Origin of the sequence: Streptomyces sp. NPDC002580 (assembly GCF_042889485.1) — a bacterium.
In the GTDB taxonomy this organism is placed as follows: Bacteria; Actinomycetota; Actinomycetes; order Streptomycetales; family Streptomycetaceae; genus Streptomyces.
In genome coordinates, this window is sequence record NZ_JBIAQZ010000002.1 from 528,634 (window position 1) to 550,824 (window position 22,191).

17 protein-coding genes and 1 pseudogene are annotated in these 22,191 nt (G+C 72.0%); 6 read left to right on the plus strand and 12 right to left on the minus strand.

Annotated elements, in window-relative coordinates; all coding sequences use genetic code 11:
* Positions 1-44: 44 nt before the first annotated feature.
* The gene (locus ACFYW7_RS08805; RefSeq protein ID WP_389499543.1) at positions 45-653 is read right to left on the minus strand and encodes a TetR/AcrR family transcriptional regulator; all 609 of its coding nucleotides are present in this window, start codon (positions 651-653) and stop codon (positions 45-47) included.
* Between the two features lie 108 nt (positions 654-761).
* On the opposite strand from ACFYW7_RS08805, the gene ACFYW7_RS08810 reads away from it, so the two are divergent.
* Positions 762-2,243, plus strand: coding sequence for a cytochrome P450 (locus ACFYW7_RS08810; RefSeq protein ID WP_389499545.1), 1,482 nt, complete (start codon positions 762-764; stop codon positions 2,241-2,243).
* A gap of 105 nt (positions 2,244-2,348) precedes the next feature.
* On the opposite strand, the gene ACFYW7_RS08815 is transcribed toward ACFYW7_RS08810, so the two are convergent.
* Positions 2,349-3,194 (minus strand): pentapeptide repeat-containing protein, encoded by an 846-nt coding sequence (locus ACFYW7_RS08815; RefSeq protein ID WP_389499547.1) that lies wholly within the window; start codon positions 3,192-3,194, stop codon positions 2,349-2,351.
* A gap of 126 nt (positions 3,195-3,320) precedes the next feature.
* On the opposite strand from ACFYW7_RS08815, the gene ACFYW7_RS08820 reads away from it, so the two are divergent.
* Positions 3,321-4,364, plus strand: coding sequence for an SDR family oxidoreductase (locus tag ACFYW7_RS08820; RefSeq protein WP_389499549.1), 1,044 nt, complete (start codon positions 3,321-3,323; stop codon positions 4,362-4,364).
* A 3-nt stretch (positions 4,365-4,367) separates the two neighbouring features.
* On the opposite strand, the pseudogene ACFYW7_RS08825 reads toward ACFYW7_RS08820, so the two are convergent.
* Positions 4,368-5,266: pseudogene (locus tag ACFYW7_RS08825) on the minus strand (sigma-70 family RNA polymerase sigma factor).
* A 51-nt stretch (positions 5,267-5,317) separates the two neighbouring features.
* Positions 5,318-6,151, minus strand: a complete 834-nt coding sequence (locus ACFYW7_RS08830; RefSeq protein WP_389499551.1) for an enoyl-CoA hydratase/isomerase family protein — start codon at positions 6,149-6,151, stop codon at positions 5,318-5,320.
* 390 nt (positions 6,152-6,541) lie between these two features.
* Between ACFYW7_RS08830 and ACFYW7_RS08835 the strand changes: the two genes are divergently transcribed.
* A complete protein-coding gene (locus tag ACFYW7_RS08835; RefSeq protein ID WP_389499553.1) occupies positions 6,542-7,480 on the plus strand; it encodes a hypothetical protein in 939 nt (312 codons plus the stop codon).
* A gap of 115 nt (positions 7,481-7,595) precedes the next feature.
* On the opposite strand, the gene ACFYW7_RS08840 is transcribed toward ACFYW7_RS08835, so the two are convergent.
* The 8 genes from ACFYW7_RS08840 to ACFYW7_RS08875 all read right to left on the minus strand — a co-directional run bounded on the left by ACFYW7_RS08840 (position 7,596) and on the right by ACFYW7_RS08875 (position 16,819).
* Positions 7,596-8,897 carry an alpha/beta fold hydrolase gene (locus ACFYW7_RS08840; protein WP_389499555.1) on the minus strand — a complete coding sequence of 434 codons (1,302 nt, stop codon included), beginning with the start codon at positions 8,895-8,897 and terminating at the stop codon, positions 7,596-7,598.
* Between the two features lie 135 nt (positions 8,898-9,032).
* Entirely contained in the window at positions 9,033-10,058 is a 1,026-nt protein-coding gene (locus ACFYW7_RS08845) for a LacI family DNA-binding transcriptional regulator (RefSeq protein ID WP_389499557.1), read from the minus strand.
* A gap of 76 nt (positions 10,059-10,134) precedes the next feature.
* Positions 10,135-11,559: a BNR repeat-containing protein gene (locus ACFYW7_RS08850; RefSeq protein ID WP_389499559.1), complete on the minus strand. Its 1,425-nt coding sequence runs from the start codon at positions 11,557-11,559 to the stop codon at positions 10,135-10,137.
* A gap of 34 nt (positions 11,560-11,593) precedes the next feature.
* Entirely contained in the window at positions 11,594-11,914 is a 321-nt protein-coding gene (locus tag ACFYW7_RS08855; RefSeq protein WP_389499561.1) for an L-rhamnose mutarotase, read from the minus strand.
* A gap of 183 nt (positions 11,915-12,097) precedes the next feature.
* Complete coding sequence (gene rhaS / locus ACFYW7_RS08860) at positions 12,098-13,183, minus strand: rhamnose ABC transporter substrate-binding protein (RefSeq protein WP_389499563.1); 1,086 nt, start codon at positions 13,181-13,183, stop codon at positions 12,098-12,100.
* Positions 13,184-13,220: 37 nt separating this feature from the next.
* A complete protein-coding gene (locus ACFYW7_RS08865; RefSeq protein WP_389499565.1) occupies positions 13,221-14,213 on the minus strand; it encodes an ABC transporter permease in 993 nt (330 codons plus the stop codon).
* Positions 14,206-15,246, minus strand: coding sequence for an ABC transporter permease (locus ACFYW7_RS08870; RefSeq protein WP_389499567.1), 1,041 nt, complete (start codon positions 15,244-15,246; stop codon positions 14,206-14,208). Before ACFYW7_RS08870 ends, ACFYW7_RS08865 begins: the two co-directional genes overlap by 8 nt.
* A gap of 55 nt (positions 15,247-15,301) precedes the next feature.
* A complete protein-coding gene (locus ACFYW7_RS08875; RefSeq protein WP_389499569.1) occupies positions 15,302-16,819 on the minus strand; it encodes a sugar ABC transporter ATP-binding protein in 1,518 nt (505 codons plus the stop codon).
* Between the two features lie 367 nt (positions 16,820-17,186).
* Between ACFYW7_RS08875 and rhaI the strand changes: the two genes are divergently transcribed.
* The 3 genes from rhaI (at position 17,187) to ACFYW7_RS08890 (ending at position 22,101) form a co-directional block, all read left to right on the plus strand.
* Positions 17,187-18,347: an L-rhamnose isomerase gene (gene rhaI / locus ACFYW7_RS08880; protein WP_389499572.1), complete on the plus strand. Its 1,161-nt coding sequence runs from the start codon at positions 17,187-17,189 to the stop codon at positions 18,345-18,347.
* Positions 18,348-18,610: 263 nt separating this feature from the next.
* Complete coding sequence (locus ACFYW7_RS08885; RefSeq protein ID WP_389499575.1) at positions 18,611-20,650, plus strand: bifunctional aldolase/short-chain dehydrogenase; 2,040 nt, start codon at positions 18,611-18,613, stop codon at positions 20,648-20,650.
* A complete protein-coding gene (locus tag ACFYW7_RS08890; protein ID WP_389499577.1) occupies positions 20,647-22,101 on the plus strand; it encodes a rhamnulokinase family protein in 1,455 nt (484 codons plus the stop codon). The genes ACFYW7_RS08885 and ACFYW7_RS08890 overlap by 4 nt, the downstream gene beginning before the upstream one ends.
* The last annotated feature ends 90 nt before the right edge of the window (positions 22,102-22,191 follow it).

Below are 22,191 nucleotides of genomic sequence, written 5' to 3' on the forward strand. Positions count from 1 at the left end.
GGGCCGCACGGCGCCCCCGCGCCAGTCGTCAGGCCGTCAGAACGTCAGGGCGTGATCGCCCCGAACAGCGCCCGCGCGCAGAGGTCGCGCACCTGGTCGCGGGTGAGGTCCGCGCCCCGTAGCCACTCCAGGCAGACGGCCGTGGTGAAGGCCAGCCAGCCGCGGACGGCGATCCGGAGTTCGGGACGGTCCTCGAAGGACCGGCCGAGCTCGGGGTCCGCGGCCAGCGCCTGGAGGATCTGACGTTCCTGGCTGGCCAGCGCCTGCTGGTAGACCTTGCGGACGGCCTGGTCCCCGGCGGCGTCGGCGCGATGGAAGGCACGGAATCCGTGCGCGTGCTCCTCCACGTACCCGAGGAAGGTGTCGAGGCCCGCCCCGAGCTGCTCGCGCACCGGGACGCCGGGCACCGCCTCGGTGAGCCGCAGCATCCGCCCGCTCTCCCGCTCGACCACGGCCGCGAAGAAGTCCCGCTTCGTCGGGAAGTAGTGGTACAGCAGCCCGCGCGAGACTCCCGCGATCTCGGCGACCTGCTCGATCCACACGTCGTCGTACGGGCTCTCCGAGAACAGTCGGGCGCCGACCGAGAGCAGTTGTTCCCGGCGCTCCCCGGTGCTGAGCCGACGACGCGCGCGCTCCCCCTGCTTCCCGGTCATGCCCGCACTTTACTTGACGTCGGTTCAACAGGGGGACCAGACTGAACACCATTGTTGAACTCGCGTACAACTGACTCGACCTGCGTGCCACACAAAGGAGACGGCGTCATGGCGGAGACGACGGGAGCCACGCTGCCCAAGGGGTTCCGCAGCGCCGAACTGGGCTGGCCGGAGCTGCGCCGCATCCCGCACCCGCCGCGCCGCGTCCCCCTGGTCGGCGACGTGCTCGGCGCCCACATCCGTTCCCCGTTGCAGGACTCCATGGAGTTCGGGCGTCGACTCGGACCGATCTTCCGCCGCAAGGCCTTCCGCAACGAGATCGTCTTCGTCTGGGGCGCGGAACTCGCCGCCGAACTGGCCGACGAGTCGCGGTTCGCGAAGCACGTGGGCCTCGGGGTCGCCAACCTCCGCCCGGTGGCCGGGGACGGACTGTTCACCGCCTACAACCACGAGCCCAACTGGCAGTTGGCCCACGACGTCCTCGCCCCCGGATTCAGCCGCGAGGCCATGGCGGGCTACCACCCCATGATGCTGGCCGTGACCGAGCGGCTGACGGACCGCTGGGACCGCGCCCAGGCGGCGGGGCACACGGTGGACGTGCCCGGCGACATGACCAAGCTGACGCTGGAGACGATCGCCAGGACCGGCTTCGGCCACGACTTCGCCTCCTTCGAACGGTCCCGGCCACACCCCTTCGTGAACGCGATGGTGGGCACGCTCACCTACGCGCAACGCCTCAACGTCGTCCCGGTGCCCCTGGCCCCGTTCCTGCTGCGGAGCGCGTCCCGGCGCAACGCGGCGGACATGGCCCACCTCAACCGCACGGTCGACGCGGTGGTGGCCTCCCGCCGGAGGGCGGGCGGCGAGGGGGACCTGCTCGACCGCATGCTGGAGACGGCGCACCCGGAGACCGGGGAGCGCCTGACCCCCGAGAACATCCGCCGCCAGGTGATCACCTTCCTGATCGCCGGACACGAGACCACCTCGGGCGCCCTCTCGTTCGCCCTGCACTACCTCTCCCGGCACCCGGACGTCGCCGCCCGCGCGCGCGAGGAGGTCGACCGCGTCTGGGGCGACACGGACCGGCCCGACTACGACCAGGTCGCCAAACTCCGCTACGTACGCCGGGTGCTCGACGAGTCGCTGCGCCTGTGGCCGACGGCGCCGGCCTTCGCCCGCGAGGCCCGGCAGGACACCGTGCTCGGTGGCGTCCATCCGATGCGGCAGGGGGCCTGGGCGCTGGTCCTCACCGCGATGCTGCACAGGGACCCGCGGGTGTGGGGCGCCGACGCGGAGGAGTTCGACCCGGACCGCTTCGACGCGAAGGCCGTACGGGCCCGGCCCGCCCACACCTTCAAGCCGTTCGGCACCGGGGCGCGCGCCTGCATCGGCCGCCAGTTCGCCCTGCACGAGGCGACTCTGGTCCTCGGACTGCTGCTGCGCCGCTACGACTTGAGGCCCGAGCCGGACTACCGGCTGCGGGTGGCCGAGCGGCTGACCCTGATGCCGGAGGGCCTGCGCCTGCGGCTCCAGCGGCGTACGCCCGGAACGCCGGGACGGGACGTGCCGCTGGTCCGCGCGGCCGAGTGAGACCCGCTCCCGATCCAGCTCCTGGTCTCGCGCGCCGCGGCCGAGCGGGTGCCCGACCGCCGGGTGCCCGGTCGGCGGGTGCCAGTCCGGGGCGCGGGCGTGTCCTCAGCCCTCAGGGGTCCAGTGGCCGGGCCTCTCCACCGATCCGGGGAGCCTGGTGCCGGCGTTGCCGCGGGCCGCGTTCACCTGCGGCTGGGTGAGGAAGAAGGCCCCGGTCAGATCGGCGTCGGTGAGGTCGGTGTCCCTGAGGTCGGCCCCGATCAGGTCGGCGCCGCGCAGATCGGCCCCGGTCAGATCGGCGGCGATGAGGCAGGCACCGCGCAGACTCGCGCCCCGCAGGTCGGCACCCTTGAGGCGGGCGCCCATCAGGTCGGCCCCGCGGCGGTCCTTCCGCCGGCCGCCGCCGAGCCCCGCCCGCTGGAGGTCGCTGACCCGCAACAGCACTTCGTTGACCCGCCGCCGGTGCGCGTCCACGTCCAACCCGGCCAGTTCCTGCGGGGTCTGCCGCGCGAGGTCCTCCGTGACGGTGAGCAGACGCCGGACGTCGGCGTGCACCGGGCGCGCCGCGGGGAGGACCAGTGCCTCGTTCAGGTACAGGAGCAGTTCGTGGAGCGCCCGTACGACGGGAAACACGTCGAACATCTGCCGGGCGCGCTCCGGAGGTCCCGAGCGCCAGTCGACGCCGCCGAAGGTCACCTGGGAGACCCGCTGCCCGGCGCCGAAGCAGTCGTAGACCGTGCAGCCCGTGAACCCCGTCTCACGGAGCCGGGTGTGGATGCCGCACCGGGAGTCGCTCCGCAGATTGGGGCAGGGTCTGCCCGCGTCCTTGTCGATCGCGAAGTCGGCCGAGCGGGCGAAGGGCAGGGCGACACAGCACAGTCCGAAACACTGCCCGCAGTCGGCTCGCAGTTCGAGGCGCGGGTCCGGGTTTGTGGTGCCTTGTTCTCGCATGGTCTCCAGCCTACTGATCCAGAACGCGCCGCCCGAACCGCGTCCGCAGGGCGGCCGCGCCTTCGCGGGGTGATCCGCGCGGTCGTCCTCTGGACGTTTACCGGCGCACCGGGTATCGAGTCCGCCATGGACTCCACCGCCCTCCCCGGTCTCCCCGCCCCTCCTCCGCTGGGCGCGAGCGCCCTGCCGGACGGTACGTACGCAGGCACGCTGGTCCTGGTGACCGGTGGCGGCACCGGACTCGGGAGGGCGATCGCGACGGAGTTCGCCCGGCTGGGCGCTGATCTGCTGATCGTCAGCCGCCGCGAGCGGCATCTCGCTTCCGCCCGAACCGAGTTGGCGAAGCTGGGCACCCGGGTGACGTCCGCCGTCTGCGACATCCGGGACCCGAAGCGCATCTCCGAGGTGTTCGACGGGTCCGCGCTGCCCGACGTGCTGGTCAACAACGCGGCCGCCAACTTCCCTGTGCCGACCGAGGACATGTCGCCGAACGCCTGGCAGGCCGTCGTCGACATCACCCTCACCGGAACGTTCCTGATGACCCGTGAGTTCGGACGGCGTCATCTCGCCGCGGGTACACCGGGTTCGGTCATCGACGTCGGCGCGTCCTACGCGTGGACCGGCGGCCCCGGTTTCGCGCACAGCGCCGCCGCGAAAGCGGGCGTGGAGAGCCTGGTGCGGACACTGGCGGTGGAGTGGGGACCGTACGGCATCCAGGTCAACGGCCTGGTGCCCGGGCTGATGCCGCACGAGGACATGACGGACGACATCCGCGGCAATCTGGGCCGGGCGACGGCCGGCGGGGCCGGTGACGTCGGCACCGGCCCCGCCGGGAGCACGGACCGCCGGAGCGGTGGAGACCGGCCGGACAGCGGGAACCCCGACGGGGACGACGACGGCGGACCCGCCGACGCGAGGCGCGGTGGGGACGACGGCGGCGAGGGCGACGGGGCGGGGCGCGGCGCGCACGACCCGCGGCAGCCGGCCCTGCGCGTCGGCGCGCCCCGCGAACTCGGCTGGGCCGCGACCTTCCTGGCGTCCCCCTACGCCCGCTTCATCACCGGCCACACCCTGGTGGTGGACGGCGCGAACTGGCAGCGCAGGGACCTCGTCAGCCCGCCGGTGACACCGGTGCGGGACCAGTTGGGGCGTGGCCCCTTCACCTGCTGAGCCTCACTTCCCCGGTCCCGCCCCCGCGAGATCGAGCCGGGCGATCCGTTCGGGGTCGGCGAGGATGTACAGCGCGACGATCCGGCCCCCGACGACGGTGAGGCCCATGACCGACTGCGGCCGGCCGTCGACGAGCGCGACCACTCCCGCCTCCCCGTTGACCAGGACGCGCCGGGACTCCGCCGCGAACCGCGCGAAGGCGAGGGCCTGCCGGGCCACCGTCCCGGCGCCGCGGACCAGCCTGGACACCGCCACGCCGCCGGCCGTCGGACCCGCGTCGGCGCGCAGCACGACCTCGGGGTCGAGGACGGCGACGAGGGCCTCGAAGTCCCCGCCGCGCGAGGCCGCGAGGAAGGCGTCGAGGACCTCCCGCTGCCGGACGACGTCCCGCTCCGGCTCCGGGGCGGCGCCCTTGACGCGGCGGCGGGCCCGGCCGGCGAGCTGCCGGGTGGCGGCCGGGGACCGGCCCACGATCGGCGCGATGTCGTCGAAGGGCACCGCGAACAGGTCGTGCAGCACGAAGGCGAGCCGCTCGGCGGGCTCCAGCGCCTCCAGGACCACGAGGAGGGCGAGCCCGACCGAGTCGGCCAGCAGCACCTCCCGCTCGGGGTCGACCCGGTCCAGCGGAGTGACGACGGGGTCGGGGACGAAGGTGCCCGAGGGATCCATGGGGTCCTCGCGGCGCGGGAACGCAGCATGTCCAGGCACACCCGGCCGACGACGGTGGTCAGCCAGCCGCCCAGGTTCCTGATCTCCTCCGGGTCGGAGCGGCCGAGCTTCAGCCAGGCCTCCTGGACCGCGTCGTCCGCCTCGCCGAGGGAGCCGAGCATGCGGTAGGCCACGGCTCGGAGATGTCCGCGGTGCGCTTCGAAGCGGTCCGCCAGGAGTTCGCCGCCGTCCATCGGTCCCCCTGTCTCGTACGTACGGAACAGTGACCGATCAAAGCACGACGGTCACTTTCCCTCGAAGCGAGGCGCGCGGCGGGCGCCCTTGGCCGCGTATCCCTCCCCCGCGTCCTCGGAGGTCAGGGTGAGCGCGGCCGACAGGGCGGTCCGGTCGAGGGCCGCGGCCAGACCGGCGTCGGCGTACGCGTCGATGTCGTGCTTGACGCCCTGCACGGCGAGCGGCCCGTTCGCCGCGATCTCGGCGGCGACGGCGCGGGCCGTACCATCCAACTCGCCCTCCTCGGCGAGGACCTGGACGAGACGCAGGCGCTCGGCGGTCGTGGCGTCGATCCTCCGGCCGGTCAGCGCGAGGAACTTCGCCCATCCCGCGCCCGCCTCGCGCGCGATCCGCAGATCCCCGCCGGCGTCGACGGCGAGACCCAACCGGGCCTCGGGCAGGGCGAACACGGCGTCACGGGAGGCGATCCTGATGTCCGCCATCAGCGCCAGTTCGAACCCGAAGCCGAGACAGTAGCCCCGCACGGCCGCGACGACGGGCTGCGGCAGTCGCGCGAAGGCCGCGAAGCGTTCGTGGGCCCAGCGGATGCCCTCGTAGTACCCGCGGGCGCGCTCGGCGCCGGACCGGCCGGTGATCGCGCCGCCCGGGGCGCTCACGTCGATCCCCGCGCAGAAGGCACGCCCCTCGGCCCGCAGCAGGACCACCCGGATCGACGGGTCGAAGCGGATCCGGTCGGCGAACAGACCGAGTTGGCGGGTGGACTCCCAGCTCCAGGCGTTGAGTTTCGCCGGACGGCACAGGGTGAGTACGCCGATCCCGTCCTCGACGTCGAGGCGCAGCCGCTCCTCCCCCTCGGGGATGTCCGTGCTCGTGGTGTCGATCATCCGCCCCCCTCCCAACATTTCTGACAGACCGTCAGAATACCTGTGGGGAAAGGAAGGAACAGGGACGAGAGGGCGTCGAGGAAAACGGCCGCCCGACGTTGGCCGGAGGTCGTTGGTCGGAGTCCGAGGTCGACGGAGGGGCCGGGCCGCTCCTCGCGGATCGCCGCCGCCCGGGCGATTCCGGAGGAGAGGCCCCGGAGCCGTGCCGAAATCCGGTGGCTCCCTCGCCGCGGGCGAGCCACAATCCCCGGGTAACCGAGGTGAGGGGCAGCTTGTTTGGACGTGTTCGCGTGTGCCGGGTGCGGCAGGGAGCTGACGGCGCCGGTGTCCCGGGTCGCCCTTCCCGTCCACACCCACCACGGGGCTTGGGAGGAACTCCACCCTCCGCTGATGGAACCCTCGACGTACGCCGTCGACCCACGGCCCACCGGACCGCCCTGGCGGGTGTGGGCGGAGGTCGGCGAGGAGCTGGCCGCCCGGCAGGGCGTGTACAGACCGGTGTACGCGGTGTCCTTCGGCTCACGGGAGAAGGTCGTCATCGCCCCGGGCGACTCCCGGTCCATGGCCCTGATCATCGAGAAGTGCGAGGGGTACTGCCGGGGCGTGGACGGCCGGGCCGGCCCCAACCTGGCGTGCGAGGGGTGCGGGCGGGCCGTGGCGACGCGCATGGACGACTGCGGAATGTGGCAGACGGTCTGGCTGGAGCCCGACGCGGTCGTCCGCCGCTCCTCGGGGCTCCCGGCCGGTCCGCCGCGCGGCTGGGACGATCTGGAGCGGGCCGAGCACCGCGTCCCGCCCGTCGAACCCGACGGATCGTGGAGCCGGCGCTGGGAGGCGGCGGTCGGAGTCGCGCTGGCCCACCTCGTGGTGGCCACCGAGGGCGGCCCGGTGACCCTCCCGGCCGGCCCGGTCGCCGAGCTGCTCGGCCACGCCGTCGGCCGGTACCTCCCCGCGGGTCCCGGGGCCCGGTCCGTGCGACTGGCCGGCCCCGGAACGCACCCGCCCCGGCCCCGGCCCGACGTTCTCCTCGTCCCCCGGCACCCCCGCACGGGCGCGCCCTGGCGCCCGCCCGGCGACGCGGGGGCCGTGGTGCCGCTGGACAGCGGGGTCTGGGCGTACCTGGCCCGTCCGGGCGAGACCTCGCCGATGCCCGCGAGCGGGGTGCTGCCAAAGGGGGTCCTGCGCGACGACTACCCGCTCCCGCCGAGACCCTGGTGCCCGCTGAGGCCCCACCACGGCGCCTTCGAGTGCACCCTGACCGGACTGCCGGCCGTACGGTCCTTCCGACTGCGCCGGTACAGCGACGAGTACGGCCTGCCGATCGTGTGAACAGGACCCGGTCCGGCGCGTCGGCGGTGTCCACGGGTGGACACCGCCGACGCCGGATCCGCCGCCGTCCCGAGGGACCCCAGGACGCGGATCCGCTCGGATCCGAGCGGGACCCTCAGACCTCGTCCCGGGTGAGCGCGAGCAGGCGGTCCAGTACGCGGGGGCCGCCGGCCCGCACACCGTCGTGCTCGAACTCGTCGGTCACCCAGGTGCGCAGGCCCCGGACGGCACGCGCGGTGCGCAGGGAGTGGTCGGCGTCGACGTACATGTCGTCGTGGTAGACCGCCGCCGCGACCGGCACCTCGTTCGCGGCGAGCCGGGCCGGGTCGTACAGCGGCGCCCAGTCGGTACGGGCGGCCAGTTCCTCGGCGGTGTCCCGCAGCGGACGCAGTGCCGGGTCGGTCTCGAAGGTCCAGGGGTGCACGGACTCGCCGGTGAACAGCAGCGGTCCGTCGTCCGCGAGGGTCTTGGCCGCGTCGAACTGCGGGAACTCGGCACGCACGCGTTCGGCGGACCAGGCGGTGGGGCGGCCTCCCTGGGCGTAGCAGGCCTCGTGGACCAGCGCGTAGAGGGGGTGGCCGGCGTACGAGAGCAGGCCCTGGACCTCTTCCTGGAAGGCGTCGGAGAGCGCCGGGCCCTGCGGGGTGCGGACGAAGGCGTCCTCCAGCAGGTAGTGCAGGCGGTGGCTGCCGTCGCTGCCGCCGAGGAGGATGCCCAGCGACTGGAAGGCCTCGACGGTCAGGCGGTAGCCGCCATTCAGGACCGGCTCGTGCTGGAGCAGGTGCTCCGCGATCCGGCGCGCGCGCTCGACGTCCTGCGGATAGCGGGCGTAGTGCGCGGCCACCTTGCGCTCGATGCGCGGGTAGGCGGCGCGGTAGACGTCGTCCGCGTGTCCGGCGAGGGTGGGCAGGCCGCCGGTGATGACGGCCGCGCTCAGCCCCTCGGGGGCGCTGGACAGGTAGTGCACGCTGCAGAAGCCGCCGAAGCTCTGTCCGAGGACCGTCCAGGGCGCTCCGCCGGTGAGCCCGGGGCGGATGGTCTCGCAGTCCCGGACGATGGAGTCGGCGCGGAACAGCGCGAGGTAGTCGGCCTGCTCGCGGGGGCCGCCGCGCAGCGGCAGCGTCTGCCGGTTGGCGGGTGTCGAGTGCCCCGTGCCGCGCTGGTCGAGCAGCAGGACGCGGAAGTCCTTCAGGGCCCGTTCGAGCCAGGCCTGACAGCCGACGAAACGATTCGCCCCGAATCCGGGGCCACCCTGGAGGTAGACCAGCCAGGGCAGGTCCTGGTGCGCCTTGTCGCTCGCGACGACCTCGCGCGCGAACAGTTCGATGCTCTCCCCGGCCGGGTGGTCGTGGTCGAGCGGCACGGTGAAGCGGTGGTCGGTGAGGACGACACCGGGCTGACGGTAGCTGACGGTCAACAGGTCTCCCGAGACGTACGGATTCCAGGCTGCGTCCCAGTTGAGCACATCCTCCCCGGGCGCCGAGGCCCGGGGATCAAGAAAATCGACTGAACAGCCGCTCAGCAGCCGGGTGGCGGGAGACTGAACCGCCGATCAGCGCGCCGCCAGGCTGGAGTGGCGGACCACCAGCTCCGGCTGGAGCACGACCCGCCGGTGTTCGTGCGGCACGACCGCGCCCTGCGCGTCGATCTCCTCCAGGAGCAGCTCCGCGGCGAGGGCCCCCATGGTCACGGCGGGCTGGCGCACGGAGGTGAGCGGGACGGCCGCGGCGGCCGCGAACTCGATGTCGTCGTACCCCACGATCGCGAGGTCGCCGGGCACGGAGACGCCTGCCGCGAACATGGCCTGCAGGACGCCGAGCGCGAGCAGGTCGTTGGCGCAGAAGACGGCGGTGGGCCGGTCGGCCAGGCCGAGGAGCCGGGCGCCGGCGTCGCGTCCGGCGGCGACGTCGAGGCGTTCGGTCGGCAGCTCGCGCAGGTTCTCCGGGCCGAGGCCCGCCTCGGAGAGGGCGCTCAGCGCGCCGGTGCGGCGGTCCCTCACCTGGCTGAGGCCGGCCGGTCCGCTGACGTACGCGATGGACCGGTGTCCCGCGTCGACCAGGTGCCGGACGGCGAGGGCGCCGCCCGCCACGTCGTCGACCGAGACCGAGCACTCGGTGGTGCCCTCGGCGACCCGGTCGACGAGCACGAACGGGATGCCGTTGCGCCGGAACGCCTCGATGTTGCGCCCGCTGGCGTCGCTGGGGGTGAGCAGCACCCCGCGCACCCGCTGCTCGGCGAAGAGGGACAGGTAGTCGGCCTCCTCGCTCGGGCTCTGGGCGCTGTTGCAGACCATCACGCCGAGTCCCGCCTCGCGTGCGGCACGCTCGGCGCCGCGGGCGACGTCGACGAAGAACGGGTTGCCCATGTCGAGGACGAGGAGTCCCATGATCCGGCTGCGTCCGGCCCGTAGTTGGCGCGCCGACTCGCTGCGTACGTAGCCGAGCCGGTCGATGGCGGACAGGACGCGTGCCCTCGTCTCGGAGGCCACCGAGTCGGGGCGGTTGATCACGTTCGAGACCGTGCCGACGGAGACTCCGGCGGCACGGGCGACGTCCTTGATACCCACCGACTGGGCCATCAGACGGGAACCTCCAGAAGAGCGAGAAGCGGCGGGCAGGCCATCACATTACCCGCGGGCGGGCCGGAACCATCGGTCATGAGGGCAGCCGGAAATCGATGACGTGCAGGGCGGAGGGCGTGGTCCCGGCGGACTTCTGCTGGTACATCACGGACAGGGTTCCGTCCTGTGGGACGCGCGTCTCGTCGATCACGACCTCGCCGAACGCGTCGAGGCCGGCGCCGTCGAACAGCAGCTTCCAGTCGGTGTGTCCGGAGGACTTCGAGGCACCGGCTATCCGCCCGTACGGCATGATCGCGTAGGCGTTGTCGTAGCGGTCCAGGACCAGCCTGGTGCGCTGGCTGGAGTTCAGGGCGATCGGGATCTCGGTCTTGGTCCAGCCGCCGGACGCGTTCTTGCGCAGGTGGAAGGCCCGGCCGTTGGCCGTGCGGTCCGTCACGTAGTCGGTGGTGCACTGCCCGAAGCGTCCGGGCACGTAGCTGATGATCGCGTGCGGCAGGCCCGCCGAGTCGGTGGCCTGGCTCTCCTGGTTCATCAGGGAGTGGTCGGGGTCGAGGGGATCGACGACGAGTCCCGCGTCGGTGACCGCGACGGTGCCGGAGGTTCCGGTGGTGCCGACGAGGGTCCCGGCGTCGTTGCGCCAGTTGCGGCCCCGGTCGGTGGAGTAGACGTAGCCGGTGTCGTGATTGGTGATGCCGCCGGAGCTGCACATCACGGCGGCGTTCTGCTCGCGCCAGGTGAAGAAGGAGTGCAGCCGGCCGTTCACGTCGTAGTCGATGCCGTGCAGATACATGTTGCGGGCCGTGCTCGACCCGTGGGAGCTCGTGTACGTCCCCGTCGACGCGGACCATTCGCCGAGCGCGGACCAGGCCGAACCGTCGTACTCGGCCAGGGCGTTGCGGCCGTTCCCGGAGACGCCGACGCGGTAGCTGAGCTGGAGCCGGCCCTCCGGGGTCGCGACGAACTGCGGGTAGGTGAACTGCGTGGTGAGGGCGAGCCCGTCCAGGGAGGTCTGGACGGCACCGAGGACGGCGGAGGTCCAGGCGGTCGACGCGGCGTTGTCGAGGAGCCCCGCCACCGACTTGACGTAGAAGAAGCCGTCGCTGTGCGAGTCCATGTTCAGGTGCAGTCGGCCGTCGGTCCTGGAGACGCCCATGGAGATGACGTTGTGGGAGTCGCTGCTCTTGAGCTTGTGGCCGATCGTGATCTTGGACCAGGTGGTGGCGCCTAGCGTGCGGCGGGCGACGACCGCGCTACGGTCCGCGGTGTACCAGGCGGCGTACTGATGGCCCCGGTAGGTCAACAGGCCGTTCTTCTGGAACGAGTTGTTGTTGACCAGCCCGTCGTAGGAGACGAAGTAGAGCGCCTGGGTGTCGAGTCGGGTGGTTCCGGACTGGGTGACGGAGGGGCCGGGGGCGGCCGCTCGGGCCGTCCCCGCGGTGAGGGCGGGGCCTGCCACGGCGCCCAGCAGGGCCGTCGTCAGCACGGTGCGTCGTCTCATGTACGGGCTCCTCGATCGGGCTGCGGGCGGGTGGTCAGGCGAGGTGGAACACTTCGGTGAGGGGCTTCATGGCCTCGTCGGGCCGGGCGCCGTCCAGGGACGTGAAGAACGGCGCCATCTCCGCCTGCCAGCGGGCGTTGACGTCGGTGGCCTCCATGGCGGCCCGGGCGGCCGCGAAGTCCTCGGTCTCCAGATAGCCGACCAGCAGGCCGTCCTCGCGCAGGAAGAGCGAGTAGTTGTGCCAGCCGGTGGCCGAGAGGGCGTCGAGCATCTCGGGCCACACGGCGGCGTGCCGCTCGCGGTACTCGTCGAGGCGGTCCGCACGGACCTTCAACAGGAAGCACACACGTCGCATCGATGACCCTCCGGGGTCTGGGAGTCGGGCCGGCCGGACCGCCCGGGCGCCGCGGCGTCCGGACGCCGGAGCGTCCGGACGTCCGGCTTCGTCGCGTCGAACCTCGGGTGAACTCAGGAGCTCAGGACCGAGGCCTCAGGACCTCACGGCCTCACGGCCTCGGTGCCTCGGTGCCTCGGTGCCTCAGAAGTTGAACTGGTCGATGTTCTTGGCGTCGAACACGGTCGGCTTGCCCAGGCTGATCACGCCGTCCTTGCCGATGGTGAAGGAGCCCATGTCGCCGGCCTTGAAGGTCTCGCCCTCCTTGCCGGTGATCTGTCCCGAGGACAGCGCCACCGCGGTGCGGGCGGCCAGCTCGCCGAGCTTCGCCGGGTCCCACAGCTCGAAGCCCTCGACGGTGCCGTTCTTGACGTACTTGCGCATGTCGTTGGGGGTGCCGAGGCCGGTCAGCTTGACCTTGCCCTTGTACTTGGAGCCGGACAGGTACTGGGCGGCCGCCTTGATGCCGACGGTGGTCGGCGAGATGATCCCGGCGAGCTTGGGGTGCTCCTGGAGCAGTCCCTGGGTCTGCTGGAAGGAGAGCTGGGCCTCGTCGTTGCCGTACGCGACCTTGACGAGCTTCATGTCCTTGTACTTGGGGTCCTTCAGCTCGTCCTTCATGAAGTCGATCCAGGTGTTCTGGTTCGTCGCGGTCTGCCCGGCGGACAGGATCGCGATCTCGCCCTTGTAGCCGATCTGTTCGGCGAGCAGCTGCACCTCGGTGCGGCCGAGGTCCTCGGCGCTCGCCTGCGAGACGAAGGCGTTGCGGCAGTCGGTCTTGGTGTCCGAGTCGTAGGTGACGACCTTGATCTTGTTCGTCATGGCCTGCTTGAGCGCGGTGCACAGGGCGCCCGGGTCCTGCGCGGAGACCGCCATCGCGTCGACCTGCTGCTGGGTGAGCGTGTTGACGTAACTCACCTGGCCGCTGGTGTCGGTGGCGCTGTTGGTGCCGACCTCCTTGTACTTGGAGCCCAGTTCGGTCAGCGCCTTCTCGCCGCCCTTGTCCGCGGAGGTGAAGTACGGGTTGTTGACCGCCTTGGGCAGGAAGCCGACGGTGAGTCCCTTCTTCGTGGCCGCGTTCGGGTCGGCCTTGCCGCCGGTCACGGCGGCCGAACCGCCCGAGTCCTTGGCGTCGTTCTTGGTGGTGCCGCCGCACGCGGTGACGGCCAGGGCGAGGGAGGTGACGGCGGCGAGCGCCGCGCAGGTGCGACGGATCGATGACTTGCGCATGGGTGAGGGTTCCTTTACGAGGGTGAGCGGAGCGGGGTTACGAAATCGGAGTCGAGGCGGCTCTGCGGCCCGCCCTCGCTACGGAGATCTGGCGCCCGACCCGGGGGCCGAGCACGGAGACGACCAGCAGAACGCCGGTGACGACGATCTGCGACTGCGCGGAGACGTTGACGAGGCTCATCACGTTCTGCAGGGCGCCGAGCAGGAAGACTCCCGCGATCGCGCCGCCGAGGGTGCCCTTGCCGCCGTCGAAGTCGATGCCGCCGAGCAGGACGGCGGCCACCACCGAGAGTTCGAGTCCGGTGGCGTTGTCGTAGCGGGCGCTGGAGTAGTGCAGGGCCCAGAAGACACCGGTCAGGGAGGCCATGAGGCCGGTCGCGACGAACAGCAGCAGCTTCTGCCGCTTGACCCGGATGCCGGCGAATCGCGCGGCCTCCTCGTTGGCGCCGATCGCGAACGCCGACCGCCCGAAGGGGGTGGCGTGCAGCACGACGACGGCCACGGCGAGGAGGACGAGGAAGACCGGAAGTGCCTGCGGGACGAAGGTGTCACCGATGCGCCCGGCGGCGAACTCCTGGTACTGGGTGGGGAAGTCGGTGACCGCGTCGGAGCCGAGCACGATCTGCGCGATGCCCCGGTAGGCGGCGAGCGTGCCGATGGTGACGGCCAGGGACGGCAGCCCGAGCCTGGTCACCAGCAGGCCGTTGACCAGCCCGCACACCACGCCGAGCAGCAGACAGAGCGGGATGATCGTCTCGATCGCCATGCCCTGGTTCCACAGGGCGCCCATGACCGAGCCGGAGAGCCCGGCCGTGGAGGCGACGGACAGGTCGATCTCGCCGGCCACCACGAGCAGGGTCATGGGCAGGGCGACCAGCGCGATCGGCAGGGTGTTGCCGATCAGGAACGACAGGTTGAGCGCGTTGCCGAAGCCGTCAACGAAGGTGAAGGAGAAGAGCAGCAGGACGATGAGGAGGGCGCCGACGACCGTGTCCCAGCGGACGGCGCGCGCGAGAGCGGAGTCAGCCATGGCGGGCGTTCCTCTTCTTCAGTGCGGCGGCCACGCGCAGGGCGACGATCCGGTCGACCGCGATGGCGAGAATGAGCAGGACGCCGTTGATGGCGAGCACCCAGACGGAGCTGACGCCGAGGGCGGGCAGGACGCTGTTGATGGAGGTGAGCAGCAGGGCTCCGAGGGCGGCCCCGTAGACGCTGCCGGAGCCGCCGGTGAAGACGACACCGCCGACCACGACCGCGCTGACGACGGTCAGTTCGTATCCGGTGCCGGTGCCGGAGTCGACGTTGCCGAACCGGGCGAGGTACAGGGCGCCGGCGAGGCCGGAGAGGCCGCCGCAGACGACGTACGCGGTCAGGATGCGCTTGCGGACGGGGATACCGGCCAGCCGCGCGGCTTCGGGGTTGGAGCCGAGCGCGTACAGCTCGCGGCCGCTGCCGAAGTGCTTGAGGTAGTACGCGGTGACCACCAGGACGGCCAGGGCGATGAGGGCGAGATAGGGGACGGCCGAGAGGCCTCCGGAGCCGAAGTCGACGAATCCGCCGGGGAGGTCCGCCGCGGTGATCTGGCGGGAGCCGACCCAGATGGAGTCGACGCCGCGGATGATGTAGAGCGTGCCCAGGGTGACGACGAGCGCGGGTACCTGGCCGAGACTGACGAGGGCGCCGTTGACCAGTCCGCAGCCGATGCCGAGGAGGACCGCGAGGAACACGGCGACGACGGGGTCGCCGCCGCCCTGGAGGTAGGTGCCGGCGGCGAAGGCGCTGATGCCGAGCGTCGAGCCGACCGACAGGTCCACGTTGCGGGTGATGACGACGAGGGACTGGCCGGTGGCGACCAGGACGAGGATGGTCGCGTTCAGCAGCAGGTCCTTGACGCCCTGCTCGGACAGGAACTCGCTGTTGCCCGCCTGGGTGATGGCGATCATCACCAGGAAGACGGCCAGGATGGCGAGTTCGCGCATCTTGAAGACGCGGTCCACCAGTCGGGTGCCGCTGGACCTGGGCACCTCGGTGGCGGGGGCGGGGGTGGGAGCGGTCACCGTCATGCGGCGGCCCTCCGGGGGATGATCGGGGTCATTCGGGCAGCCCTCTCGATGGCTGTCATGCGGCGGCCCTCCCGGTGGCGGCGGCCATCACGGATTCCTCGGTGGCTTCGGAACGGGGGATCTCGGCGGTGAGGCGCCCCTCGTGCATCACGAGCACGCGGTCGGCCATGCCGAGGATCTCGGGCAGGTCGGAGGAGATCATCAGGACGGCCACGCCGTCGGCGGCCAACTCGCTGAGCAGCCGGTGCACTTCGGCCTTGGTGCCGACGTCGATGCCACGCGTCGGCTCGTCGACGATGAGCACCTTGGGACCGGTGGCCAGCCACTTGGCGAGGACGACCTTCTGCTGGTTGCCGCCGGACAGGGTGTTGACGGTGTCGGCGATCCGGGCGTACTTCACCTGGAGCTTGACCGCCCAGTCGAGGGAGCGGCTGCGCTCGGCACCGCGGTCCATCAGGCCCGCCCTGACCGTCGAACTCAGCCCGGTCAGACCGATGTTGCGCTCGATCGACATGTCCATCACCAGGCCCTGGGCGCGGCGGTCCTCGGGGACGAGCGCGAGCCCCGCGGCCATGGCGGCGGAGGGGGCGCCGTTCGTCAGCGCGCGGCCGTCGACCTCCACCTCCCCGGCGTCCCAGCGGTCCACGCCGAACACCGAGCGCGCGACCTCGGTGCGGCCGGCGCCGACGAGCCCGGCGAGTCCGACGATCTCACCGCGCCGGACGTCGAAGGAGACGTCGGTGAACACGCCCTCCCGGGTCAACCGGCGCACGCTCAGGGCGATTTCCCCGGCCTCGACGTCCTGCTTGGGGTAGAGCTCGTCGAGGTCGCGGCCGACCATCCGGCGTACCAGGTCGTCCTCCGTCATGCCTTCGAGCGGCTCGCTGGCGATCAGGGCGCCGTCGCGCAGGGTCGTGACCCGTCCGCAGATCCGGAAGATCTCCTCCAGCCGGTGCGAGATGAACAGCACCGCCGCGCCCTGCTCGCGCAGGGCGCGGACCACGCCGAACAGGCGGGCCACCTCGCTGCCGGTGAGGGCGGCGGTCGGCTCGTCCATGATCAGGACGCGGGCGTCGAAGGAGAGCGCCTTGGCGATCTCGACGATCTGCTGGTCGGCGATGGACAGTCCGCGCGCCGGCCGCTCGGGGTCGAGTTCGACACCGAGGCGTTCCATGAGGGCGGCGGTCGCCGCCCGGGTGGCCTTGTGGTCGATGCGGCCGAGCGCCCGCCGGGGCTGACGCCCCATGAAGATGTTCTCGGCGATCGAGAGGTCGGGGAAGAGCGTGGGCTCCTGGTAGATCACCGCGATGCCCGCGTCGCGGGCGTCGGCGGGGCCGTGGAAGACGGTGGGTTCGCCGTCCAGCAGGACCTGGCCGGCGTCCGGTCGGTGCACGCCGGCGAGCGTCTTGATGAGGGTCGACTTGCCCGCGCCGTTCTCTCCGGCGAGCGCGTGCACCTCTCCGGGGAACAGTTCCAGGGACACGTCCCGCAGGGCGCGCACGGCGCCGAAGGACTTCGAAAGGTCCTTCAGCGCCAGCACCGGGGTCGGTCCCGTGTCGGACGGGTGGGTCATGAGGGGCTCCTCGACGACGTCTGCGGGACGGCCCCCACTGCGTCGTGAAAGGTTTCAATTGGATTGCCGGGACGTTAGACAGGTCATCCAGGTCACGTCAATGGGTTCGGGTCGAAATTCTTCGACGGTCTTGTGTCACAACGGAGTCACGGCGAACGGTCCCCGCCAGAGGGGTTGACACTCCCTCGAAGGGCTCATAGCTTCAGCTTCTGAATCGTTTCAGATGCCGTGTTCAGGAAGCCACCGGGCGGCGCCGCGGGGAGCCCTGCGGGAAGCCCTTCGGCAAGCACCCCGGACAGCCTTCGCGCAGCGGTTCAGGAAGCAGTCCGAACAAGCCGTTCCCATTCGAAGTCGTAGGAGTCCCGAAGTGACCGAGTTCGCCGCGGTGAAGGCCGCGCTCAAGACCCAGGCCGTCGAGACGCCGTCGTGGGCGTACGGGAACTCGGGAACCAGATTCAAGGTGTTCGCGCAGCCGGGTGTGTCCAGGACTCCGCAGGAGAAGCTGGACGACGCCGCCAAGGTGCACGAGTTCACCGGCGCCGCCCCTACCGTCGCGCTGCACATCCCGTGGGACAAGGTCGACGACTACACGGCGCTCGCGAAGCACGCCGAGGAGCGCGGCCTGAGGCTGGGCGCGATCAACTCCAACACCTTCCAGGACGACGACTACCGGCTCGGCTCCGTCTGCCACCCGGACGCCGCGGTGCGCCGCAAGGCCGTCGACCACCTGCTCGAATGCGTCGACATCATGGACGCGACGGGTTCGAAGGACCTGAAGCTGTGGTTCGCCGACGGCACGAACTACCCCGGTCAGGACGACCTGCGCGAGCGCCAGGACCGGCTCGCCGAGGCCCTGGCCCAGGTATACGCCCGGCTCGGCGAGGACCAGCGGATGCTGCTGGAGTACAAGTTCTTCGAGCCGGCCTTCTACGCGACGGACGTCCCCGACTGGGGCACGGCCTACGCGCACTGCCTCAAGCTCGGCCCGAAGGCGCAGGTCGTGGTCGACACCGGGCACCACGCCCCCGGCACCAACATCGAGTTCATCGTCGCCACGCTGCTGCGCGAGGACAGGCTCGGCGCCTTCGACTTCAACTCCCGCTTCTACGCCGACGACGACCTGATGGTGGGCGCGGCCGACCCCTTCCAGCTGTTCCGGATCATGTACGAGGTGATCCGCGGCGGCGGCTTCTCCCCCGACGTCGCGTTCATGCTCGACCAGTGCCATAACATCGAGGCCAAGATCCCGGCGATCATCCGGTCGGTGATGAACGTGCAGGAGGCCACGGCGAAGGCCCTCCTCGTCGACGGCGCCGCCCTCGCCGAGGCGCAGCGGAGCGGGGACGTGCTCGCCGCCAACGCGGTGATCATGGACGCGTACAACACGGACGTACGGCCGTTGCTCGCGGAGGTGCGGGGTGAGCTGGGGCTCGATCCCGATCCGATGGCCGCGTACCGGCGCTCCGGGTGGGCGGAGCGGATCGCCTCCGAGCGGGTCGGCGGGACCCAGGCCGGTTGGGGCGCCTAGCTCTTGCCGGCGCCGCGCCTCGGCCGGGTCTCCTCGGCCGGGGCGGCTGGTTCGGCCCGGGGCCGGGCCCTCCGTGGTGCGTCTGCCCCACGCCGCGGGCCGCGGGCCGCGGGTGCCGTTGCGGCTGGTCGCGCAGTTCCCCGCGCCCCCGAGGGGCGCTTCTCCTCGGGTTCGTTCCCCGTGACCCTCGCGGTCGGCCGCGCGGGTCGTCGCGCCCCTGACGGGGCGCTCCTCCTCCCCTTCTCTTCCAAAGGACCCGGATCATGGCACCCCATCCCGAAGCCGCCGCTCTGCTGGCCCGGTCGCGCCGGCTCGGCGCCGATCCTCGCAACACCAACTACGCGGGCGGCAACACCTCCGCCAAGGGCACCGACACCGACCCCGTGACCGGCGGGGACGTGGAGCTGATGTGGGTGAAGGGGTCGGGCGGCGACCTCGGCACCCTGACCGAGGACGGACTCGCGGTGCTGCGCCTCGACCGGCTGCGGGCGATGACCGAGGTCTACCCGGGGGTCGAGCGCGAGGACGAGATGGTCGCCGCGTTCGACTACTGCCTGCACGGCAAGGGCGGTGCCGCGCCGTCCATCGACACGGCGATGCACGGGCTCGTCGACGCCCCGCACGTCGACCATCTGCACCCCGACTCGGGGATCGCGCTCGCCTGCGCGGCCGACGGGGAGAAGCTGACCGCCGAGTGCTTCGGCGACAGCGTGGTGTGGGTGCCGTGGCGCCGGCCCGGTTTCCAGCTCGGGCTCGACATCGCGGCGGTCAAGGAGGCCAGCCCGGAAGCGATCGGCTGCGTCCTGGGCGGCCACGGCATCACCGCCTGGGGGGCCACCGCCGAGGAGTGCGAGCGCAACTCCCTGCACATCATCCGCACCGCCGAGGCCTTCCTCGCCGCGCGTGGCGAGGCGGAGCCGTTCGGGCCCCTCGTCGAAGGGTACGGGGCACTCACTCCGGCGGACCGCCGTGCGCGGGCCGCCGCGCTCGCACCGCACGTCCGGGCCCTCGCCTCCCAGGACCGCCCGCAGGTCGGCCACTTCACCGACTCCGAGGAGGTGCTCGACTTCCTCGCCCGCGCCGAGCACGGCAGGCTCGCGGCGCTCGGCACCTCGTGCCCGGACCACTTCCTGCGCACCAAGGTCAGGCCCCTCGTCCTCGACCTGCCGCCCACCGGCGCCCTGGACGAGGCCATCGCCCGGCTGGGCGAACTCCACGCCGAGTACCGCGTCCGGTACGCGGCCTACTACGACCGGCACGCGCTGCCCGACTCCCCCGCGATGCGCGGCGCGGACCCGGCGATCGTGCTGGTCCCCGGCGTCGGCATGTTCTCCTTCGGCAAGGACAAGCAGACGGCCCGGGTGGCGGGCGAGTTCTACGTCAACGCCATCAACGTCATGCGGGGCGCCGAGGCGGTGTCGACGTACGCGCCGATCGAGGAGTCGGAGAAGTTCCGCATCGAGTACTGGGCCCTGGAGGAGGCGAAGCTCCGGCGGATGCCGAAGCCCAAGCCGCTCGCCACCCGGGTGGCGCTCGTGACGGGCGCGGGCAGCGGGATCGGCAGGGCGATCGCGGAGCGGCTGGTGGCCGAGGGCGCGTGCGTCGTGGTCGCGGACCTCAACACCGAGGCCGCCGACCGGGTGGCCGCCGAGCTCGGCGGTCCCGACAAGGCCGTCGCCGTCACCGTGGACGTCACCTCCGAGGAACAGATCGCCGAGGCCTTCGCGGCGGCGGCGCTGGCCTTCGGCGGGGTCGACCTGGTGGTCAACAACGCGGGCATCTCCATCTCCAAGCCGCTCCTGGAGACCACCGCGAAGGACTGGGACCTCCAGCACGACATCATGGCCCGCGGCTCCTTCCTCGTCTCGCGCGAGGCGGCCCGGGTGATGATCGCCCAGCGCCTGGGCGGCGACATCGTCTACATCGCGTCCAAGAACGCGGTCTTCGCGGGGCCCAACAACATCGCCTACTCCGCGACCAAGGCCGACCAGGCTCATCAAGTACGGCTGCTGGCAGCCGAGTTGGGCGAGCACGGCATTCGGGTCAACGGTGTCAACCCGGACGGGGTGGTCCGCGGCTCGGGCATCTTCGCGGCCGGCTGGGGGGCGCGGCGCGCGGCGACGTACGGCATCGAGGAGGAGAAGCTCGGCGAGTTCTACGCCCAGCGGACCATCCTCAAGCGGGAGGTGCTGCCCGAGCACGTCGCGAACGCCGTCTTCGCGCTGACGGGCGGGGACCTGACGCACACCACGGGACTGCACGTCCCGGTCGACGCCGGCGTCGCCGCCGCGTTCCTGCGATGACCCGGACGAGCGCCGTGCGCAGGTACGCCGCGGTCGACCTCGGCGCGTCCAGCGGGCGGGTCATGGTCGGCCGTGTCGGGCCGGACACGCTGGAGCTGACGGAGGCGCACCGGTTCCCCAACCGGCCGGTCCGGGTCCCCGAGGGGCTGCGCTGGGACATCCTCGCGCTGTACGCGGGGGTCCTCGACGGACTGCGCGCGGCCGGGCGGGTCGACTCCGTCGGCATCGACAGCTGGGCGGTGGACTACGGCCTGCTGGACGCGGACGGAGCGCTGCTCGGCAATCCGGTGCACTACCGCGACGCCCGCACGGAGGGCGTCGCGGAGAAGGTGTGGGCGAGCGTGCCCGCCGCCGAGCTGTACGCGGCGACCGGGTTGCAGTACGCGCCCTTCAACACCCTCTACCAGTTGACGGCCGCCCGCTCCTCCGGTCAACTCGCCTCGGCGGAAAGCCTGTTGCTCATCCCGGATCTGCTGGCGTACTGGCTCACGGGCGAGATGGGCACCGAGCTCACCAACGCCTCCACCACCCAGCTGATCGATCCGGTGACCCGCGACTGGTCGTACGGTCTCGCGGAACGGCTCGGCATCGACCTCGCGCTGTTCGCCCCGTTGCGCCGTCCCGGCGACCCGGCCGGAACCCTGCTGCCGCACGTGCTGGAGGAGACGGGGACGAGCGGCCCGGTGCCGGTGACGACGGTCGGTTCGCACGACACCGCCTCGGCGGTCGCCGCCGTCCCCGCCACCGGGGAACGGTTCGCGTACATCTGCACCGGCACCTGGTCGCTGGCCGGCCTGGAGCTGGACGCGCCGGTGCTGACCGAGGCGAGCCGGGCCGCCAACTTCACCAATGAGCTGGGGCTGGACGGCACGGTCCGCTATCTGCGGAACATCATGGGCCTGTGGCTGCTCCAGGAGTGCGTCCGTGCGTGGGACGACCCCGATCTCGGTGGACTCCTCGTGGCGGCGGCCGAGGTGACACCGTTGCGCTCCGTCGTCGACGCGGGCGACCCGGCGTTCCTGGCGCCGGGCCGGATGCCGTCCCGGATCGCGGACGCCTGCCGGGACTCGGGGCAGCCGGTGCCCGAGTCCCGTGCCGAGATCACCCGGTGCATCCTCGACTCCCTCGCGCTCGCCCACCGCCGGGCGATCCGGGAGGCACAGTCCCTCGCGGACCATCCGGTCGACGTCGTCCACATCGTGGGCGGCGGCGCCCGCAACGAGCTGTTGTGCCGGCTCACCGCCGACGCCTGCGGTCTGCCGGTCGTGGCGGGCCCGGCGGAGGCGGCCGCGCTGGGCAACGTCCTCGTCCAGGCGCGGGCGCACCGGCCGTCCGGCGGCCGGGCCGGGATGCGCGACCTGGTGGCGCGCACCCAGCCGCTCCGCCGCTACGAGCCGAGCGGCGGAGCGGCGGCGTGGCGCGCGGCCGAGGCGAGGCTCGGCACGCCGTGAGAAGCGCCGCGGAACGCCCTGTGGAGCGGGCCGCGCGGGACCGCCTCCGACGCGGCGGGCGCGCGCTGCCTCCCCGGGCCCGTACCCGCC

What these genes read in the sequence shown, in the direction of transcription:
- ACFYW7_RS08805 (WP_389499543.1), bottom strand. Translation starts at nt 653, where the DNA reads ATGACCGGGAAGCAGGGGGAGCGCGCGCGTCGTCGGCTCAGCACCGGG.
- ACFYW7_RS08810 (WP_389499545.1), top strand. Translation starts at nt 762, where the DNA reads ATGGCGGAGACGACGGGAGCCACGCTGCCCAAGGGGTTCCGCAGCGCC.
- ACFYW7_RS08815 (WP_389499547.1), bottom strand. Translation starts at nt 3,194, where the DNA reads ATGCGAGAACAAGGCACCACAAACCCGGACCCGCGCCTCGAACTGCGA.
- ACFYW7_RS08820 (WP_389499549.1), top strand. Translation starts at nt 3,321, where the DNA reads ATGGACTCCACCGCCCTCCCCGGTCTCCCCGCCCCTCCTCCGCTGGGC.
- ACFYW7_RS08830 (WP_389499551.1), bottom strand. Translation starts at nt 6,151, where the DNA reads ATGATCGACACCACGAGCACGGACATCCCCGAGGGGGAGGAGCGGCTG.
- ACFYW7_RS08835 (WP_389499553.1), top strand. Translation starts at nt 6,542, where the DNA reads ATGGAACCCTCGACGTACGCCGTCGACCCACGGCCCACCGGACCGCCC.
- ACFYW7_RS08845 (WP_389499557.1), bottom strand. Translation starts at nt 10,058, where the DNA reads ATGGCCCAGTCGGTGGGTATCAAGGACGTCGCCCGTGCCGCCGGAGTC.
- ACFYW7_RS08850 (WP_389499559.1), bottom strand. Translation starts at nt 11,559, where the DNA reads ATGAGACGACGCACCGTGCTGACGACGGCCCTGCTGGGCGCCGTGGCA.
- ACFYW7_RS08855 (WP_389499561.1), bottom strand. Translation starts at nt 11,914, where the DNA reads ATGCGACGTGTGTGCTTCCTGTTGAAGGTCCGTGCGGACCGCCTCGAC.
- rhaS (WP_389499563.1), bottom strand. Translation starts at nt 13,183, where the DNA reads ATGCGCAAGTCATCGATCCGTCGCACCTGCGCGGCGCTCGCCGCCGTC.
- ACFYW7_RS08865 (WP_389499565.1), bottom strand. Translation starts at nt 14,213, where the DNA reads ATGGCTGACTCCGCTCTCGCGCGCGCCGTCCGCTGGGACACGGTCGTC.
- ACFYW7_RS08870 (WP_389499567.1), bottom strand. Translation starts at nt 15,246, where the DNA reads ATGACGGTGACCGCTCCCACCCCCGCCCCCGCCACCGAGGTGCCCAGG.
- ACFYW7_RS08875 (WP_389499569.1), bottom strand. Translation starts at nt 16,819, where the DNA reads ATGACCCACCCGTCCGACACGGGACCGACCCCGGTGCTGGCGCTGAAG.
- ACFYW7_RS08885 (WP_389499575.1), top strand. Translation starts at nt 18,611, where the DNA reads ATGGCACCCCATCCCGAAGCCGCCGCTCTGCTGGCCCGGTCGCGCCGG.
- ACFYW7_RS08890 (WP_389499577.1), top strand. Translation starts at nt 20,647, where the DNA reads ATGACCCGGACGAGCGCCGTGCGCAGGTACGCCGCGGTCGACCTCGGC.